This window comes from Microcoleus sp. Pol10D4, assembly GCF_036701555.1.
Lineage (GTDB): Bacteria > Cyanobacteriota > Cyanobacteriia > Cyanobacteriales > Microcoleaceae > Microcoleus.
In genome coordinates this window covers 41,699-60,187 of sequence record NZ_JAUBRA010000046.1, presented here as the reverse complement: position 1 = coordinate 60,187, position 18,489 = coordinate 41,699, and the positions used below count along the sequence as shown (strand labels likewise).

General features: G+C 45.5%; 19 protein-coding genes. 8 read left to right on the top strand and 11 right to left on the bottom strand.

Translation table 11 applies throughout. From position 1 onward, the window contains the following. Positions 1–205: 205 nt before the first annotated feature. From QUA36_RS21025 to QUA36_RS21015, 3 genes are read right to left on the bottom strand one after another with little or no spacing between them, the layout of a single operon-like run. Positions 206–1,624 carry a phosphatidylglycerol lysyltransferase domain-containing protein gene (locus QUA36_RS21025; RefSeq protein ID WP_333458967.1) on the bottom strand — a complete coding sequence of 473 codons (1,419 nt, stop codon included), beginning with the start codon at positions 1,622–1,624 and terminating at the stop codon, positions 206–208. A gap of 11 nt (positions 1,625–1,635) precedes the next feature. Next, positions 1,636–2,556 (bottom strand): alpha/beta hydrolase-fold protein, encoded by a 921-nt coding sequence (locus QUA36_RS21020; protein WP_333458966.1) that lies wholly within the window; start codon positions 2,554–2,556, stop codon positions 1,636–1,638. Between the two features lie 4 nt (positions 2,557–2,560). Then, positions 2,561–2,710 (bottom strand): hypothetical protein, encoded by a 150-nt coding sequence (locus QUA36_RS21015; protein WP_333458965.1) that lies wholly within the window; start codon positions 2,708–2,710, stop codon positions 2,561–2,563. A 19-nt stretch (positions 2,711–2,729) separates the two neighbouring features. On the opposite strand from QUA36_RS21015, the gene QUA36_RS21010 reads away from it, so the two are divergent. Together QUA36_RS21010 and QUA36_RS21005 are read left to right on the top strand one after the other, a co-directional pair. Then, positions 2,730–3,158, top strand: a complete 429-nt coding sequence (locus tag QUA36_RS21010) for an NUDIX hydrolase (RefSeq protein WP_333458964.1) — start codon at positions 2,730–2,732, stop codon at positions 3,156–3,158. A 111-nt stretch (positions 3,159–3,269) separates the two neighbouring features. Continuing rightward, positions 3,270–4,187, top strand: a complete 918-nt coding sequence (locus QUA36_RS21005) for an NAD(P)H-dependent glycerol-3-phosphate dehydrogenase (RefSeq protein WP_333458963.1) — start codon at positions 3,270–3,272, stop codon at positions 4,185–4,187. 261 nt (positions 4,188–4,448) lie between these two features. Here the strand turns inward: QUA36_RS21005 and QUA36_RS21000 are convergent, their stop codons facing one another. The 5 genes from QUA36_RS21000 to tnpC all read right to left on the bottom strand — a co-directional run bounded on the left by QUA36_RS21000 (position 4,449) and on the right by tnpC (position 8,360). Beyond that, entirely contained in the window at positions 4,449–4,679 is a 231-nt protein-coding gene (locus tag QUA36_RS21000) for a hypothetical protein (protein WP_333168361.1), read from the bottom strand. An 81-nt stretch (positions 4,680–4,760) separates the two neighbouring features. Continuing rightward, a complete protein-coding gene (locus tag QUA36_RS20995; protein ID WP_006635311.1) occupies positions 4,761–5,066 on the bottom strand; it encodes a small RNA NsiR4-regulated ssr1528 family protein in 306 nt (101 codons plus the stop codon). Positions 5,067–5,372: 306 nt separating this feature from the next. Further along, complete coding sequence (locus QUA36_RS20990; RefSeq protein WP_333458962.1) at positions 5,373–6,359, bottom strand: threo-3-hydroxy-L-aspartate ammonia-lyase; 987 nt, start codon at positions 6,357–6,359, stop codon at positions 5,373–5,375. 108 nt (positions 6,360–6,467) lie between these two features. Further along, positions 6,468–6,830 (bottom strand): hypothetical protein, encoded by a 363-nt coding sequence (locus tag QUA36_RS20985; protein WP_333458961.1) that lies wholly within the window; start codon positions 6,828–6,830, stop codon positions 6,468–6,470. 150 nt (positions 6,831–6,980) lie between these two features. Then, the gene (tnpC, locus tag QUA36_RS20980) at positions 6,981–8,360 is read right to left on the bottom strand and encodes an IS66 family transposase (RefSeq protein ID WP_333458960.1); all 1,380 of its coding nucleotides are present in this window, start codon (positions 8,358–8,360) and stop codon (positions 6,981–6,983) included. A gap of 256 nt (positions 8,361–8,616) precedes the next feature. On the opposite strand from tnpC, the gene QUA36_RS20975 reads away from it, so the two are divergent. The 6 genes from QUA36_RS20975 (at position 8,617) to QUA36_RS20950 (ending at position 15,514) form a co-directional block, all read left to right on the top strand. Beyond that, positions 8,617–8,931, top strand: coding sequence for a glycosyltransferase family A protein (locus QUA36_RS20975; protein WP_333456098.1), 315 nt, complete (start codon positions 8,617–8,619; stop codon positions 8,929–8,931). A 117-nt stretch (positions 8,932–9,048) separates the two neighbouring features. Next, positions 9,049–10,197: a glycosyltransferase gene (locus tag QUA36_RS20970; RefSeq protein ID WP_333458959.1), complete on the top strand. Its 1,149-nt coding sequence runs from the start codon at positions 9,049–9,051 to the stop codon at positions 10,195–10,197. 364 nt (positions 10,198–10,561) lie between these two features. After that, positions 10,562–11,575, top strand: coding sequence for a glycosyltransferase (locus QUA36_RS20965; protein ID WP_333458958.1), 1,014 nt, complete (start codon positions 10,562–10,564; stop codon positions 11,573–11,575). A 46-nt stretch (positions 11,576–11,621) separates the two neighbouring features. Continuing rightward, positions 11,622–12,917 carry a glycosyltransferase family 4 protein gene (locus QUA36_RS20960; RefSeq protein ID WP_333458957.1) on the top strand — a complete coding sequence of 432 codons (1,296 nt, stop codon included), beginning with the start codon at positions 11,622–11,624 and terminating at the stop codon, positions 12,915–12,917. Between the two features lie 43 nt (positions 12,918–12,960). After that, positions 12,961–14,202, top strand: coding sequence for an exopolysaccharide biosynthesis GT4 family glycosyltransferase EpsE (gene epsE, locus QUA36_RS20955; RefSeq protein WP_333458956.1), 1,242 nt, complete (start codon positions 12,961–12,963; stop codon positions 14,200–14,202). Between the two features lie 61 nt (positions 14,203–14,263). Continuing rightward, positions 14,264–15,514, top strand: coding sequence for a glycosyltransferase family 4 protein (locus QUA36_RS20950; RefSeq protein WP_333458955.1), 1,251 nt, complete (start codon positions 14,264–14,266; stop codon positions 15,512–15,514). Positions 15,515–15,684: 170 nt separating this feature from the next. On the opposite strand, the gene QUA36_RS20945 is transcribed toward QUA36_RS20950, so the two are convergent. The 3 genes from QUA36_RS20945 to QUA36_RS20935 all read right to left on the bottom strand — a co-directional run bounded on the left by QUA36_RS20945 (position 15,685) and on the right by QUA36_RS20935 (position 18,147). Further along, positions 15,685–16,038 carry a DUF1257 domain-containing protein gene (locus QUA36_RS20945; protein WP_006635781.1) on the bottom strand — a complete coding sequence of 118 codons (354 nt, stop codon included), beginning with the start codon at positions 16,036–16,038 and terminating at the stop codon, positions 15,685–15,687. A gap of 130 nt (positions 16,039–16,168) precedes the next feature. Further along, the gene (gene ycf46 / locus QUA36_RS20940) at positions 16,169–17,689 is read right to left on the bottom strand and encodes a stress-responsive protein Ycf46 (protein WP_333154480.1); all 1,521 of its coding nucleotides are present in this window, start codon (positions 17,687–17,689) and stop codon (positions 16,169–16,171) included. A gap of 107 nt (positions 17,690–17,796) precedes the next feature. Continuing rightward, complete coding sequence (locus tag QUA36_RS20935; protein ID WP_006635783.1) at positions 17,797–18,147, bottom strand: hypothetical protein; 351 nt, start codon at positions 18,145–18,147, stop codon at positions 17,797–17,799. Positions 18,148–18,489 lie beyond the last annotated feature (342 nt).

Below are 18,489 nucleotides of genomic sequence, written 5' to 3'. Positions count from 1 at the left end.
CAAATAATTGGCAACATAACAATCATGTTGCCGGAATTTTAGTGTCTAATTTAGGGAAAATCAGTTCAGATATTGCCGAAGGAATATATTGGGAAATATCTGTAAATTCAAATTTCTTATATTTCGCCAAAACCGCAAAAAAATGATACTAAAATTAGAAAAGGTAGGCACAGATATTTTTCCTACACTGAATGTATGATAATCCTTAGTCATTAAAGCCAGAACTGCGGAATGTGGGCTGCAACATCGAAGCAAACAAACACTCCATCGTGCCATTTTCCACCTCAGTGCGACGCCGCATTAAATCAACTCCAACTACCCCATCTCCTGCCCATATCATATTAGCAAAAGCACTAATTCTACCGTCGGGAGTGTGGATCGCTACGGCGCGAGTTTCGCGCAAATATGTTTCGTCAAACCAACCCACTGAAAACTTTTTTTCCGCACCCTGAACCATTTGCAGCCACTCGTCGCTCACAAGTTTCATTTGCCGCATCAATTCGGAACTTAAAGGAGGTTCGTAAAATTCGATTTGATAGCCGGCTTTTGTAAGTCTGTTGATAGCAGTTCTCAAGTTTTGATTGCTCTTGCCTTTGAGAGTAAAAGTTTTGAGATTGACCATAGCTTCTTCGCCAATTTGCACCACTCGAAAACCGAGAGTAGAATACATTTCTAGATCCTGGGGCAAAGTTTGATAAAATGCTGGATACCAATCATTGCGATAGCAAAATTCTTGAAACCCTAGAATTGCTTCTTTGCGGTCTTCAGCAGGCCCGATGGGGTCTCCCAAAGCGATCGCACCTCTACTTTTCGGCACATAGGCGATCGTACTTTTTCCCGAAGGACTAAAATAATAAGATTTATCCGGAAGCAACGCCAGTCTCGCTAGCGTTGTCCGCCCGTATTTTGCTACAACTTCTTGAGCTTTATTCCGTTCCGAAATACTTGCCGAATTTCGCAGCAGCACCGGCCGCAGCAGCATTAAAAGTGCGTAACCAAGCGTTACCGTACCTACAGCATAAATCGAATCGGCAAAAAAGTTAGCAAACCGAGTTTGCGGAACCAACCCCGCATTGTCCGCCGTAAAAAACATGGCAAAAGTCTGAAATATAGCATCGTCCCAATCGAAATTAACCGCTTGTCCGTTAACTTGAAAACCCCGATCCAGAATGTAAAAACCCGCCGTCCCGTAAGCCAGTGTAAACAGCAAAGCCCCCAGCAAAACCCTGATTCCTTGAGCAATTGAAGGGCGATCTGATTTAGCTGTGAATGTCTGTCGCATCACCAACAACTGAAACAGCAGCACCCCTGAAAGCAAGCTTTCTTCAACATCCAATCCCTTGACTAAATGAATTACAATAGAAACGATTAACAATCCCACAGTCAGCAACCAAGCAATCCGCTTGCGCCGCAACAAATTAGTTGCCAAAGTTAGCAGCATAAATCCGATAACTGCTGCAAAAAAATGCCCGCTCGCTCGCACGGTAAAAGGGAAAAATGGTTCTAGCCAATTTCGGCGATCGGGTAAACTGGGAGTTACAGCAGACAACAGGTTAATAACTCCTACCAATCCGGTTAAAAATGATGCAGTCCAGAGTCCAATCCTACTTTTTTGGGGTAACACTGTTGACCTTTCTAATTTTTCTGTGTTGCCAGTGATATTTTAAACTGTTTTCCAACATAGCTCAAAGAATCGGCTAAATGCTTGTGCCAATAATTCCAACCGACATCTGGGCCAACAATCCCGTGTCCTCCCGGAAATTTGTTAAACTCGTTGGCTATACCCAAACTGTTTAATTGCTCGTGAAACTGTTGAGTGGAAATCAGAAATTTTTCGTCTGCTTCCCCCGCATCCAAATAAGCGCACAACCGCTGTTTATCTTTAACAGGGAGTTTTTCCACTAAATATTTAGGACTGTTAGCCTTGCCGCTTTGATCTGTAAAATAACCGCTGTGGCTGAACAGAATATTAAAATTATTCAAGTAGCGTAAACCGATATTAAAAGCTCCCCAACCCCCCGAAGATTGTCCTCCCATTGCCCAGAATTTGGGGTCTTCCAGCGTTCTGTAGCGCGATTTTACGATCGACACTAACTCGGAGCCGATCGCGCTTCCCACCTTACCGTTGGGCCCGTCAAAATACTGCGGGTCCCACAAAGGACTCGTACCCCGCTTGTCGTTCCCGTCAGGAGTAATTACAATTGATGGCGGCAATCTTTTGCTTTTATATAAATCGTGAAGCACAGAAGTAACAGCGGCTTTGTCCTGATAAGCGCGCGCGTCTCCGTGCCCGCCGTGCAGCAAAAAAATGACTGGATAGCGCTGTTTGAGATTTTTTGCGTACCCCGGTGGCAAAATTAAACCGTAGGTGCGCTCTGAATTCATAGCTGCACTTTTATATGTTTTGAGCTCAAAATTTAAGTTGGCATCTACTACTACTTTCGGAGGGTCTAACTGAGGTGCCCCGGCAATAAAAACGTACCAGTATCCAGTCGCACCGAGGAGGATAATTGTACCCGTACCGATACCTAAAACTTTTCCCAGCCACTTAGGCATACTTTCAATCTCTCTTTTTGGTCGGCGATCGCAATCCGTACATTATATGCAAGTATATTGTAGAACTGTAGGTGAGGTCGATCGCACATTGTGCAGCATTCTCAGTAACGGGCAAGATGCCGGTTCCACAGTTAAACAACAATACATTATTCAATTCTTTAATCTAAAATGGTATGACTTATCGAAATCCCGCTCCTACAGTTGATATTATCATCGAATTAGCCGATCGCCCGCATCGACCGATCGTACTCATCGAACGCCGCAATATTCCCTACGGCTGGGCAATTCCCGGCGGCTTTGTCGATTACGGGGAATCGGTAGAAACGGCGGCAAAACGCGAAGCTTTAGAAGAAACGAGTTTGAATGTAGAATTAATTGAGCAATTTTACGTTTATTCTGACCCAAATCGCGACGCGCGCCAACACACTATCAGTATTGTATTCTTGGCTTCTGCAACGGGCGAACCTCAAGCCGCCGACGATGCTAAAAATTTACAATTTTTTGAATCTTGGCAGATTCCTCGTGAATTGTGTTTCGATCACGATCGCATTTTACGAGATTATTGGCGTTACCGTCATTATGGATTGCGTCCGCGTTTGTAGGGTGAGGATTTTTTAACCGCAGATGCACGCGGATTAACGCAGATTGATTGCTATGATTTATCGGTGATTTATCTGTGTTAATCTGCGGTTAAATTCATCAAACTAAATTTTATGACAAGCTTGACAATATTAGGCGGAGGTGCTTGGGGTTCGGCACTGGCAAATCTGGGAGGCAAAAAAGGATCTCGAGTTAATTTGTGGTCGCGCAGCAGTTCTGTTAATCTAGAATCAGTTATAACAGGTGCGGATGTTGTTGTTTCCGCAGTTTCGATGAAAGGGGTGGGAGCAACGGTCGATCGACTGCTGGCGTTAGAGTTAAGTCCCGATACAATTATAGTTACTGTTACCAAAGGTTTAGACCCCGCGAGTACGCGCACTCCATCTCAAATTTGGCAAAATGCGTTTCCTAACAATTCAATTGTGGTACTTTCGGGCCCTAATCTTTCCGAGGAAATTCAGCAAGGATTGCCGGCTGCAACGGTAGCGGCGAGTTTGGATTTAACGGCGGCCAAGCAAGTGCAAAATATTTACAGTTCCGATATTTTTCGGGTTTATGTGAATGAAGACCCGCTGGGGACTGAGTTAGGTGGAACTTTGAAAAATGTATTTGCGATCGCCGCTGGTGTTTGCGACGGTTTACAATTAGGAACTAATGCTAAATCTGCTTTGCTGACTCGCGCTTTGCCGGAAATGATTCGGGTGGGAGTTCGTTTGGGAGCTCGTGCAGAAACTTTTTATGGTTTGTCTGGTTTGGGAGATTTGCTCGCTACTTGCAACAGTCCTTTATCGCGCAATTATCGGGTTGGTTTCGGATTGGCTAAAGGCAAATCTTTAGAGGAAGTTTTGCAGGAATTGCAGAGTACGGCTGAGGGGGTCAATACTACTAATGTGTTGATTAATTTAGCTAATCAACGCGGCATTGAAGTGCCTGTTTCTCGTCAAGTTTATCGCTTATTAAATGGTGAAATTACTCCTGAACAAGCTGTTTTATCGCTGATGGAACGAGCTTTGAAACCGGAGATTTTATAACCTGTACCACTAGATAGGTAAGGACTTAAGCAAAGCCTAAGTCCCTACCCGTAGCTGAAGTTTCAAGGATTTGCCTCACCAGTTGCTAGTTATGAATTAAGAGTTGTAAGCGACATTGGTTGAGCGGTCAGATTGATGTTTCCATCGCTCGGTAGAGAAAGAGTTTAAGGAATTGAAGATGAGTTGTGAATCCCAAACTCTTTACCTCATAGCTGCTACTTAACTCATAATTCATGACTTGCACAGCGAGTTGCACCAGCTTTACATCTTGCCTTTCTGCATTACCTGTTGAAGGTGCTGCCGAATTTCCTGCGCGTGCTCCATGTCAGCTTGCTGCAATTTTTGAAACAGCTCAGCACAAGGCTGAGAACCTGTTTCCTGAGCATCTTTCATGTAAGTATCATAGGCTTTCAAAGCTTCAGACTTGTTTTGCAGAACTGTTAACAAATCATACTCGAGGTTGCTGATGACGGTATTTCCGTTAGTGTTCATAAACTGACCCTCTGCTAGGATTTGTCCCAAGTTTCACCGATCCGGGGATGACTATTCATCTATCTAGAAGGGTAGAAATTTTTACTTTCCGCCGTAATAAAACGCAACTTCTTTATCTTTCAGCGGGGCGAAGTCAGCAGCAACGAGCATTTTATCGAGCTCGTTTTGAGGCAGATGTTTGACACCGATTCGGACAATGCGCGATCGCATTGTATTTGACACGCCACTGCGCTGTCTGCCGGCTTCTAATCCCATCACTTGCTTATAGAGGTCTAATTTTGCCTGCGGAATCGGAGTACCGTCAAAGTCGATTCCAGAGGCGATCGCAACATCGATCGCATCTGCACCAGTTGTAGATTGAGCCGCTGAGTTTGTTTCTGAAGACATTATGCTATTAAATCGAAGTTTGTTGTGGAAGCATTTTATCAGATTACTCTTTAATTTGGTTAAATTTGTCAATATTAATATTTTGCGTTTGCATGAATATTTGACGTTTGCATAAATATTTGGCGTTTGCCCGAAAGTCCGCCGGGGGTTTAAAGCCCAGTCTCACAGAGCAAGTCCACTTCAGTGGACTAAATATAAAAATAAAAAATGCTTTCCAGTCGTTTTGAGAGGACTTTTGCTATTAGACAGGGGTTAAAACCCCGGGCGGACTGTCGGACTGACGAACTAACAAAGTGCCAGACTTAATTACACTGAAAAAAACAGCTTGACTTCGCTCAAATCCACATTTCCGCCGCTAACAATTACGCCAATCCTCGCATTTTTAGCCTGCACCACACCGGACAACAAAGCCGCCGCTGCTAACACTCCCGTGGGTTCCACAACTATCTTCATGCGTTCCAAAATAAAAAACATTGTCTGGCGAATTGCGTCTTCGGAAACTGTTGCCATATCATCAACATAATGCAGAACCAAAGGAAAGGTTAATTTCCCCAAAGATGGCGTGCGCGCGCCGTCAGCAATCGTATCCGGGTTAGTAACAGTTTGTAGCGTTTTCGTGCGGAACGATCGCGCCGCATCGTCTGCTTGCTCCGGTTCTACCCCGATTACTTTACACTGCGGAGACAAAGTTTTTGCGGAGATCGCGCATCCCGACAGCAAACCCCCGCCACCGCAACAAACTAACAGCAAATCCAACTCCCCAACTTCGGCGATTAATTCCAGCGCCGCCGTACCTTGTCCCGCAATCACCCACGGATGATCGTAAGGAGGAATAATTGTCAAGTGCCGTTCGGCGCCAATTTTAGCCGCTAATTCTTCGCGGGAAACTTGAGTGCGATCGTACAAAATAATCTCTGCGCCGTAGCCGCGAGTCGCTTCTTGCTTGACTTTTGGCGCATCTGCGGGCATGACAACAGTAGCAGGAATTCCCAACAACTGTGCCGCCAGGGCGATCGCCTGCGCGTGATTTCCCGAAGAAAAAGTCAGCACTCCCCGCTGTTTTTCAGCTTCAGATAGCTGCATCAAAGCATTGCAAGCACCCCGAAATTTAAACGAACCCGTGCGCTGAAAGTTCTCGCACTTGAAAAATACCTGAGAATTTGTGCGTTTGTTGAAAGTTTCCGAAGTCAGCACCGGCGTCTTGAAAGCTTTGCCCTGCAAGCGATTTGCCGCCGCCTCCACATCGGCGAAACTGACTGACAAGGGATTTTGGGCAAAGAATTGGGTGCTCATAGATTTTAGATTAGGGCGATCGAGGACTCTATTTGTAGGGTGAGCATTGCCCGCTTCACTCTTACCATTAAATTAGAAATTTTTATCATACAATACTTCGGACAGTTTTTAAGCAACGAGAGTACCATAAGATAGGACGGAGGGAAGGTTAGGGTGATTTAAAATTAAGTTAGGGTCTAAATCTAACTTGTTAATAAAGGTGTAAAGTAGATGTCTGTTGAATTCCCGGCGTTTATAAGAGGCCATTGAAAACACGAATAGCTCTGGAGATGAATGACGATTATAAGCTTCATATTTGGCTAAATTTAGAGCAATTAGACTGGCATTAAAATGAAAACAAAGGCGTTGACTACTACGAGATTGACAATCGGATAAACCCGTAAATTGTTTGGCATCACGAAAAATAAACTCAATCTGAAAACGAGCCTGATAATACTCAAATTTTCTTGAGAGCGTAATATCGGTGCTCAATAATAAAATATTTTTATTTTACCGTCTGGTTGAACTTCAGAAAGGCAAGCTAAACGTATTTTACATTTCAAACAACAACTCCATAATACTAATAAATAAAGCTTAACCCGGCATAACTTCTTTGATAAAAGTTAAATATTTTGTAATTGCTCAACTAGGGAAAAAAAGCGAGCCATCAATAGAGAGAGCTTGTTGAATAGATTGATAAGCAGTTAAACCTTGACGCTTCCCAGTATTGACAACTGAACGAACTGCTGCAAATAAATCTCGCCCCCATGGAGAACGGAAGCCATTAGTCACACGGCGAAATATCACGCTCATCCTAATCGCCTGTTCACTACTATTATTCGTTGGTGGAATCCCCGCATCTTCCAGAAATAGAAATAAATTGTCAATTAGCCCACCATAGCGTTTTCGTAACCGGATACCATCCGGATGATGTGGCGCTAAATTTAAAATCCCGGTTAATCTTTCCTGTAAATTTTCTCGGTATCGCTTGAGTCTGGCATCGTCGATTTTTTCTCGTCGTCGATGGATGATAAAAGCCCTTAATAATAACCTCTTCATCCCTGGGGCAAAAATCCTGTCCCCAGCGTCAATTGCATATTGGCAATCGCGCCGTTGATGAGCCAAACACACTTGCCATTGTGGTGCGGGGTGATTTTTTTGAGCGCTAAATAAGTCTGACACCCAGATATCAGGACGATGTTCTCCTAGAACTTCCTTAATTACTCCAGTGCCTCGACTCGGGCGGATGACGTGTAAACAAACATCCTGGTTCTGAAACACCCACTCCCACTCCCAATGTCCGTTAACTCTCGCACTCGTTTCATCTGAACAAATTAATTTTGCCCGCCGCAACCGTTGTAGTATTTGACTTACTTGGTCGTCTAAACTGGTTTTGACTTTTGCCAACAGGTTTGCGATTGCTCCTTCGGAAATCTTGAGTCCAAAAACGGATGCAAATATCGACGATAGCCGTTCGTAGCTGATGGCATGAGTGTAACGCAGATATGTGACTAAGCTTTGAATAGAACTGCCAAACGGTGAACCTGGTTCCATTCCCAATGGTACAGGTGCAACATACTCAGCCTGACAGCAGGCACACTGACCACCATAACGTTCGATTCGGGTGATGATGGGGCGAATTGGGGGTAGTTCGATTTTTTCGTAGACCGATTGCAATTTTTGTGCGACGGCGGTGACTTTCTCTCCACACTGGGGGCAATTTTTGAGTTGGGCGATGATTGTTTGGTCGGGCTCAGGATGTAGTTCTCTTCCCCCTCCTGCTCTTCCTACGCTCCCTGCTCTTTTTACTCCCTCAATTTTCGATGGCTTAATATTGGCCTTGAATCCCTTCGACGGCGGAGTGCTAGAATTTTTGCTGGTTTTGGTGGGAACTTTATTTGGTTTTGCTTCCCCTGTAGTGGCTAAAGCGGCGGTAAGTTTTTGGATTTCTTGCCATAGCTCTACTATCAAGGCTTCTTTCGCCTCGTTCGATAGTTGCTTTAAGTCTGGGAGTTTTTCCATTCCTTCATCTAATGTCTATCTCGTCTTCTTGTCAAGGGGGTTGAGCAATTACGAAATAAGTTAAATTCAGCATTTTTGATTAATAAGCTTTACTAAACATGATTGATGTGGCTTAATACAAAAGAATCTAGAGGCACTTTAACACCGAAAACCGCCAATTAAGGTAAGTTTACAGTATCTTTATATTGTAAAGTTACCTTGAGTGTCAATAAAATATTAAAATAGCAACTCGCGACTCGAATTCAAGAGGTAAACCTTGAAACAAATTGGATTAGTAGCGATCGGACGAAATGAAGGGCAGCGCCTCCGCCAATGCCTAGTCTCGGCCACAGACAAAGTTGCCCGCGTCGTCTACGTCGATTCCGGCTCAACAGACGGTAGCCTAGAGTTAGCCCGATCGATCGGAGCCGATACAGTAGAACTAGACTTATCTATACCGTTTACCGCCGCACGCGCCAGAAACGAAGGCTTTGCCCGCTTGCTGGAACTAGCGCGAGACATCGAATTTGTCCAATTTGTGGACGGTGACTGCCAATTGGTTGACGGCTGGCTCCAGAGAGTCGCACAATAACTCGCAGCCCAACCAGAATGAGCAGCAGTCTGCTGGCGCGCAAGAAATTCCCCGCAGCCACAGCTTGCAGGATCAATTTTGATCTAAAAACACTACTCAAACTAAAACAATAATTCAATGGATACACTCAAAAAGCCAGCGCACATTGCTATTTATCTGCATTGCCTGTTCAATGGGGGTATAGAGCGGGTAATGTTGAACTTAACCCGCAATTTTGTAGCTCGCGGTGTCAAGGTAGATTTGGTAATGAACTTTCCCGGAAATCTTGGCCTGTGGGACTTTCCCCCGTCGGTTCGGATTATCAACCTTGAAGCTGAAAAGATATTAACAAGAGTTCCTAAATTAGTGCGTTACCTGCGACAGGAACAACCCACAGCTTTAATGTCAGCAAATCATTTTGCTAACGAAGTAGCACTATTGAGTAAGCATTTTTCTGGCTTACCGACACGGGTGGTGGTATCAGAACACACACATCTTTCCCAGGAAGTGGGAAATTCCTCTCCCTTAACCTTTAAGCATTGGTCGCCTCTGACAGCGCGCCTTTTCTACCCCTGGGCCGACGGCATAGTAGCAGTTTCTCAAGGAGTAGCTGAAGACGTAGCGGCTATAACTGGCTTAGCTGCCGAGCGAATCCAGGTAATTAACAACCCAATAGAGATTGATGAAATCATAGAAAAAGGTAAAGAACCTTTAGACCACCCCTGGTTTAATTCCCCAGAATTGCCTGTAATTCTGGGAGTGGGGAGATTAGAAAAGCAAAAAAATTTTTCTAACTTAATTAATGCTTTTGCTAAAGTACGACAGGTGCGATCGGCTCGGCTGATGATTTTAGGCGAGGGGTCAGAGCGGGAGCGACTAGAATATCTAATCCGCGAATTGGGCTTGGAAAATGACGTAGCAATGCCCGGTTTTGTAAGAAATCCTTTTGCATACATGGCACGATCTACAGTATTTGTATTGTCTTCATCTTGGGAAGGCCTGTCGATGGTACTGGGAGAAGTAATGACTTTGGGAACCCCAATTGTTTCTACAAATTGCAAAAGCGGCCCGTATGAACTTTTAGACGGAGGCAAGTACGGCGAGCTAGTTCCAGTAGGCGACACTGAAGCGCTGGCACAAGGTATTTTAAAAGTATTGTCCGGTCAAACAAAGCCTGCCGATCCAGCTTGGCTTGCCCAATTCAACCTGGATGGTACTGCTCAAAAATATCTGGATATTCTTGGCCTCACTGATTGCGAATTCCGCTCAGCAGTTCCGGTAAAATAATTACAATACTCCTAGGGGCGGGTTTTACCAAAAATTTACAATTCCGACTATCAATCTACATCAAACCGCCCCCAAAGAAAGCGACAGAATGTGATTATGGGCAATTCCACTGGCGGCAGAGAGACAAAAATGTAGGGCTGGCTCACCGATCGATGCAGTAAATTGCGAATAAATAACTTAAATTTAGCATTTGTGACGGAGCAGCACTCAGAAGTATTGGTGTTGTTTAATGCACCATAATCTACCAGTAGTTGAACAGCGAAGACAGGAACTCGTTGGGATTTATGTTATAAAGATATTGTGAAGTTAGCTTAACAGTTACTAAAATATTAAAATAACAGCTCGTGAATTTAAGAGGTAAGAGTTGAAACAAGTTGGATTAGTGGCGATCGGACGAAATGAAGGGCAGCGCCTCCGCCAATGCCTAGTCTCGGCCACAGACAAAGTTGCGCGCGTCGTCTACGTCGATTCCGGCTCAACAGACGGTAGCCTAGAGTTAGCCCGATCGCTGGGAGCCGATACAGTAGAACTAGACTTATCTATACCGTTTACCGCAGCCCGCGCCAGAAATGAAGGCTTTGCCCGCTTGCTGGAACTAGCGCCAGACATCGAATTTGTCCAATTTGTGGACGGTGACTGCGAAGTAGTTGATGGATGGATCGATCGAGCCTACAGCGAACTCGCAGCCAAACCAGACGTAGCAGCAGTATGCGGGCGCAGGCGCGAACGATACCCCGAAGCAAGCCTCTACAACCAATTGTGCGACATCGAGTGGGATACCCCCATCGGCGAAACCAAAGCCTGCGGTGGCGATTCCATGATGCGCGCCACCGCATTTCAGCAAGTCGAAGGTTTCAATCCCGCACTAATAGCCGGCGAAGAACCCGAACTGTGCTTGCGGCTTCGCCAAAAAGGTTGGAAAATCCTCCGCTTAGATGCAGAAATGACCCTGCACGACGCGCAAATGACCAGTTTTGTTCAGTGGTGGAAGCGCGCCCAAAGAGCTGGTTACGCCTACGCCGAGGGTTCCTGGATGCACGGAAGCGAACCAGAGCGCCATTGGGTCAAAGAAACCCGCAGCACCTGGTTTTGGGGCTTAGTCTTGCCAGCCCTAGCCTTGGCAATGATATGGCCGACAAAAGGCTGGAGCTTGTTACTATTGAGTGGCTACCCCTTAGCAACCTATCGCACCTATAACTATTATCTAAAGCATCGGGCTTTCACCACTAAAGACTCAGCCATTTACGCTTGGTCTTGCGTATTAGCCAAATTTCCCCAGCTACAAGGTCAAATCCAGTTTCACCAGCGCCGATTGCTGGGGCAGCAGAGCAAGTTGATCGAATACAAAACAACCAACTCTATTCATTCAGCCAGCTAGAATTACAGCTAACGTCCCAGAAAGTCAACCCCTGAATAGCAAACAAATGAGTGATCAACAATTAAAAGTTTTACTAATTGTAGAGCAGTGCAATCCTGACTGGGCATCAGTACCTTTGGTGGGGTACAATTTTTTTCAAGAAATCAATAATTTAGCTGATGTAACCCTCGTCACCCATATTAGAAATAAACCAGCTATCGAAAAACACCCAGAATACGAAAAAGTTGTCTACCTTGAAGAAGGAAAGTTAACCAAACAATATTATAAAATAGTCGAAAAAATCACCGCAAACGGGCGAGTCAATTGGCCTCTTTATAATACCTTGAGCTACCCAATTTATGAAGAATTTAATCAGCAAGTATATGAAAAATTCAAAGAAAAAATCCTCAACGGAGATTATGACATAGTTCATGCAATTACCCCGATGATGCCGCGGTATCCGTTTAAGGTAGTCAGTGTTTGCCAGCAGACTCCTTTTATTCTAGGCCCTGTGAATGGGGGCATTCCCTTTCCACCAGGTTTTCAAGAAACGGCAAAACAAGAATTTGCTCAATTCAACTTTTTGAGAGCAGTTGGTCGAGCATTAATTCCAGGTTATGTAGAAACTTACAAAAAAGCCGACAAAATTTTAGCAGGTTCAACATATACTTTAAATATGCTAAAAGATTTGTTTGCAATACCGGATCAAAAAATTGATTTGTTTTACGAAAATGGCATTTTGGAGGATTTCTTAAACCAGACAAGTATCCCAATTAAAGATGTTAGCCATATCAATCTGCTTTTTGTGGGTCGATTAGTGCCTTACAAATGTGCCGATATTGTCATTGAGTCTATTGGGAAATTAGAGCAGGGAATTAAAAGTAAAATCCGCTTAACTATAGTAGGAGATGGGCTAGAAAAAAATAACTTAGAAAACCGAGTAAAGGAGCTTAATCTAGGGGAAATAGTTAGTTTTGCCGGATGGGTAAATCAACAAGAAACTCTGGATTATTACAGGAAAGCAGATATTTTTTGCTTCCCTTCAATCCGAGAGTTCGGGGGCGCAGTGGTAATGGAAGCTATGGCTTGCGGACTCCCCTGCATAGTTGCCAATAACGGCGGTATTGGTGAATACGTGAATGAAGAAACTGGTTTTAAGATCGAGCCGATTTCTAGAGAGTATCTAACACAGGAGTTGACAAGTAAAATTAAGCTGTTAGTCGAAGATGATCGCCTGCGGGAAAGTATGTCAGCTAAGGCGATCGAAAAAGCCACAGAATTTGCGTGGGAAAACAAAGCCATGAAAATAGTCGAGATTTACGAAAAAATGCTCGCTGAAAAAAGTGTTAGTGCATCGACATAGTAGAGCGATATTGTTGAGTTAAAAATTAGAAAGTCGGTACAAAATGAAGGCAAAAATTGGATACTTTATTCCACAATTTCCAGGACAAACACACATTTTTTTCTGGCGGGAGCGACAATTTCTTGCAGAACTTGGAATTGAAACAGATTTAGTATCAACTCAACCGCCCCCCAGAGCGATCGCTTCTCACGTATGGGCAGAAGAAGCTCAAAAAAATACTGTTTATCTATTTCCCTTTGCTGCGAAAGATTTTATTAACTCAGTCGTAGAGGTTCTCAAAGCTGGTCCCGCGGCATGGTGGCAGTGCCTCGCAGTTATTGCCAAAGCGAGTGACACATCCTTATCTCAAAAGGTGCGACTCTTGGCCTTGGTTTTTGTTGCTGGCAAACTAGCAGGGTTAGCAAGAACAAAAGGTTGGTCGCACATCCACGTTCATTCCTGTGCCACTGCCGCCAGTATAGCGATGTTCGCCTCATTACTCTCAAAAGTATCGTATAGCCTGACGCTGCACGGCCCCCTAACTGACTACGGCCCTAACCAAGAACAGAAATGGCACTTTTCTGCTTTTGCAATAGTCATTACTAAAAAGCTTTATGAGGAAGTGAACAAATGCCTTGCGGGTCATCTTCCTCAAAAGGTTGAAATAGCTCCTATGGGGGTTGACCTCTCGCGTTTCCACAGAAAAACACCATACTCCGCATGGAATGGAAGTGATGCTTGCCACATTTTTAGTTGCGGACGTCTCAACAGATGTAAAGGTCATGCGGATTTGATTGCTGCGATAGATATACTCCGAAAACGAGGATTTAATGTTGAGCTGCAAATTGCTGGAGAAGACGAACAGGGTGGCAGTGGCTACCGCCTGGAGTTAGAAAAGCTGATCGAACAGCTTGGCCTGAAAAGTTGTGTTAGCCTTCTCGGTGCGGTGTCTGAAGATACCGTCAATGAGTCCCTAGAAAAAGCACAGGTATTTGTCCTTGCCAGTTGGCACGAACCTCTAGGTGTCGCCATCATGGAAGCGATGGCAATGGAGATGCCTGTAGTAGTTACAGGGTCAGGAGGAGTAAAGGAGCTTATAGATGACGGGATTGATGGGCTACTTGTAGAACCTGAAGCCCCCGAGCAATTAGCAGATGCGATCGCCAATCTCCTCCAAAATCCAGAACTTGCTTTGAGCATCAGTCAGGAATCCCGGAAAAAAATCATGGCCAAATTTAGCCACGGCCGCAGTGCAGAAACTTTAGCTCAGTGCTTGGAAAAACTTGGAATAACTAACCCGTCTTAGTTATTCCAAAGAAGAAATTTAATCTAAAATTACATAAATCCAGTTGGGCCCAAAACAAGTTATGCGAATTTTAATTGTTGCTCAGAATGCCTCAACTAAATTCGGCGGCGAGTCATTGCTGCCGGTCAACTACTTTCGGATACTTCGATCGCGCCAAATAGAGACATGGTTAGTGACGCACGCCCGCACCCAGGCAGAACTCACAGGGCTGTTTCCAGAAGATGGCGATCGAATGCACTTTGTAGCCGACACTTGGCTGCACAGGCTGCTTAACAATTGCGGGCGATTTATTCCTGCAAGAGTGAATGACTTTACTTTTGGGCTGCTCTCTCACCTGTACACCCAACAGATGCAGCGACGCATTGTCCGGCGGCTGGTGAGCGAACACCAGATTGATATTGTACACGAACCGACACCAGTCTCGGCAACAGTTCCTTCGTTGATGTTCGGATTGGGAGTTCCGGTAGTTATCGGGCCGATGAACACGTCGGTTAAATTTCCTCTGGCTTTTCGATCGCGTCAAAATCCTACCATTGATATTTTAATCGAGATCGGTCACCAGTGCGTCGATTTCTTCAATCGTCTTTTTCCCGGTAAAATCAAAGCCGAGACGCTATTAGTGGCAAACGATCGCACGAAGCAGGCACTTGCATCTGGGGTGCAGGGTAAAATTATTGAACTTGTGGAAAACGGCGTGGATTTCTCGGTGTGGCGATCGGACTCTAGCTTATCAAGAGCAGCGACCGGGCAAGTTCATTTTATTTTTTTAGGTCGGCTGATCGACTGGAAAGCTGTAGATTTGCTGCTGGAAGCCTTCACGCCCGTCGTGGCTCAAACTGATGCAGTCTTGGAAATCATCGGTGATGGGGACATCCGAGGGGAACTCGAAGCTCAAACAGCTCGTTTAGGTATCGACAGCAGCGTTGGATTTAGTGGCTGGCTGTCTCAGGAGCAGTGCGCTCTCAAAATGCAACAAGCTGATGCAATGGTTTTCCCCAGTTTGCGGGAGCCTGGGGGGGCTGTGGTGATGGAGGCAATGGCAGTGGGCTTGCCAGTCATAGCAACGAACTGGGGCGGCCCCGCAGATTATCTGAATTCCACTTGCGGTATTTTAGTAGAACCGACTTCTAGAGAAGTATTTGTCAAGGGACTGACAGATGCGATGCTCAAGCTCGCTCATTCACCAGAATTGCGGCAGAGTATGGGTTCTGCGGGACGGGAACGAGTCCGGCAGCATTTTGATTGGGAACGCAAAGTCGATCGAATACTTGAAATTTATCAACAAACGATCGACGATTGCCCGAAGCATTAGGTAGCCGACCATTAAAGCATAAAGCAGCAGCTTTCAGGTTGAAAGCTGCTGCTTGGGGGTGCTAAAAAAGTATGTGGTGGCCCAAAGACCGCGCTCTACATCCTAGCTAGCTAAAAACGGGTTAACCCGTTAGTTTGGTTAACCCGCGAACTTGGAAACATGCAGATCAATTAGTTTTGCACTACCAGCTTAACGTTGGCATTTTGCAAACCGCGCTGCTTGACTGCTGCCAAGGTCTTGTTAACTGCGTACTTCTGGTTGATGGAGTTGATTAACTCTGTTTGATTGTGTTTTTTGGCGACGCCCCAGAGGTCGGCAATCAGGTCAAAAGAACCATCGCTATTGCGAGACCAACCCAGGTCATATTCGCCTTCGAGAATCGCCACGATGTCGGAGCGAACGCGCTGACCATTATAGCCACGAACATCAGCTTCTGACTTGACTGAAATGCCCAAGTCGCGCAGGGAAGCTTTCAGGATTTCGGCATCGGTGATTTTGGTACGCAGTGTGCTAAAGTGAGACATTGGATTTCCTCCTAATACAACTGAGAGAGAAACAACAACGGTCTGGATTTAACGGTGCCGCTTGGCGGCTCTTGAATCGAACTGCTAGCTGTTGCTAGCCTTTGCTCCTGTTTGGACCAGGAGAAAGCTTTTAGAATTCCATTCGCTGGTATTCAGCGACGGAAGACGCAGCGGGCCGTGCACGCTGTCTAGCCCAATCTCGCAGGGCGGTGACCTGTTCGGTCATTGTTTTAGACAGTGGCATTGTGGATTTAATGGCCGCGATGATGTCTAGCTGCGTAAACTCTCGATCTTGAGCGAAGGCTTCGTACATTGCGGCTACTAGCGCTTGCTCAATCTCTGCACCTGAAAAGCCCTCGGAAACAGTGGAAAGTTGCTCTAAATCGAAGCGAGTAATTTCCCGACGGCGCTTTGACAGGTGAATCTTGAATATATCTTGGCGTTCTTCCTTGGTAGGCAGATCAACAAAGAAGAGTTCGTCGAATCGCCCTTTCCTCAAGAATTCTCCCGGCAACCGCTCGATTCGGTTGGCTGTTGCCATTACGAAGACTGGGGAAGTCTTTTCTTGCATCCAAGTGAGGAAGGAACCGAAAATCCGGCTGGAGGTGCCTCCGTCTGAGTCTGCCGAACCAGTGCCTCCTGCAAAGGCTTTGTCTAGTTCGTCGATGAAGAGGAGGGCTGGAGAGATGGATTCTGCGGTTTTGAGGGCATTGCGGAGGTTGGCTTCCGAGCGACCCACCATCGAGCCGTCGTAAACTCTACCCATATCTAGCCTCAGCAGGGGCAGTCCCCAGAGGCGGGAGGTGGTCTTAGCAATCAGCGATTTTCCGCATCCGGGTACGCCGAGAATTAACATCCCTTTTGGTTGGGGCAGACCGTATTCTCTCGCCCTTTCTGTAAAGGCGTTGGAACGCTGTCTCAGCCACCGCTTCAGCTCTTCTAAGCCGCCGACTGCATCCAGGGTTTCGTCTTCTTCAATAAACTCTAGAATGCCGTTGCGCCGAATTAATTGCTTTTTCTCCGAAAGAACTATGTCTACTTCTTCTTCTGTGAGGCGCCCAGTCGAAACTTGGGCTTTGCGATAAACTTTTTCAGCTTCGTCCTTAGTCAATCCCAAGGCTGCTTTTAAAAGTTTTTCTCGCGCTTCTGTGGTAATGCGTCGCGATTTCGTTTGCTCCAACTGACCAGACAATACTTGGTTTAGTTCCTTCATGTCTGGCAACGCGAAGTCTAATACGACTACTTCCTTTTCTAGCTCGATCGGAATTTGCTGCAAAGGAGACATCAGTATAATTGTCTTTTGCGTTCCTTTGAAGTTGGCGATCGCATCGCGCAACCACCTCGTTACCGGAGGAGAATCTATAAAAGGATGCAGATCTTTGAAAATGTAGATGCTAGCGTTACTGTTGGGTTCTCGCTGCCTGATCACCCATTCAATTGCTGCCTCTGGGGAGACGGTGTTGTGTTGGGTGGTGGTGCGGGGTTGACCATACTCCACAATGCCGTGAGTTACAGTCCAGATAAATACTCGTCGCTGTGGTTTCGCTTGAGCTATTGTCGAAATTGCTTGCTCACACCGCTCTTCCTCGGATGTCACGAGGTAGATCAGAGGATATTGAGCTTGGATTAGAATACTGATCTCTTCTTGCATAGTCCTCGACCCACTAGAGACGGTGCTATCTTTGCTGAATCTCAATGCTGCCCTTCGCTCTCTTACTGAAAATTTCAGTTTTAGCTTTTTGGGGAAGCAAGGCATTCTTAGCAGGGAACCAATTCTTCCTCTCCCGGTTTGGCTGTGCTGGCACTGACGCCTGACACTTGCTTTACTGGAAGATCCTGTTCAGCCAATACGCTCGGCTGACTTGTTACGGATGCCAGTTCTCCATCTCGCATTACTACTGAACCCGTGCATTCTGGACAGTTGTATACCCGATGGGTTTGTCCGTAGGAGGCTTCTACTTCGTCAACCAGTTCGGGATTTCCTAGGTAGAAGACAATTGCCCTTTCTGCAATTGATGACATCGGTTCAGTTTCGACTGCGGCTCGGATTTTGAGCTGGCGATGCAGTTCTGGTGGAAGATACAATGTAACTTTTTGCTTTTCTTGCATATGACAGTGAATTGACTTACCCGGGTATGTATATCAGATTAGCCGCTTAATTCTTTGCTGTCAAGCCTCTATGCTGCTTTAGCGTCATCTTGTAATATTTCGTTACATTTGAGGTGACTCTGGGGCAGTTAACAACGCAAAAGTTGGGATTGTAGCTGATGAGGCCGAAGTGCATCGGCAGGTATGGGTAGCGTCAAGGACGATCGACCAACTATAAATATGAACAATAGATATATAGGAGTAGGGCCAACAAATCCTTTGAGTTGCCATCTGGGGTAAGGTGCGCCATCAGCACCCAGCCCGCTCATGAGGTTACTAACTTTGGGCGTTTTTATTTTGAAA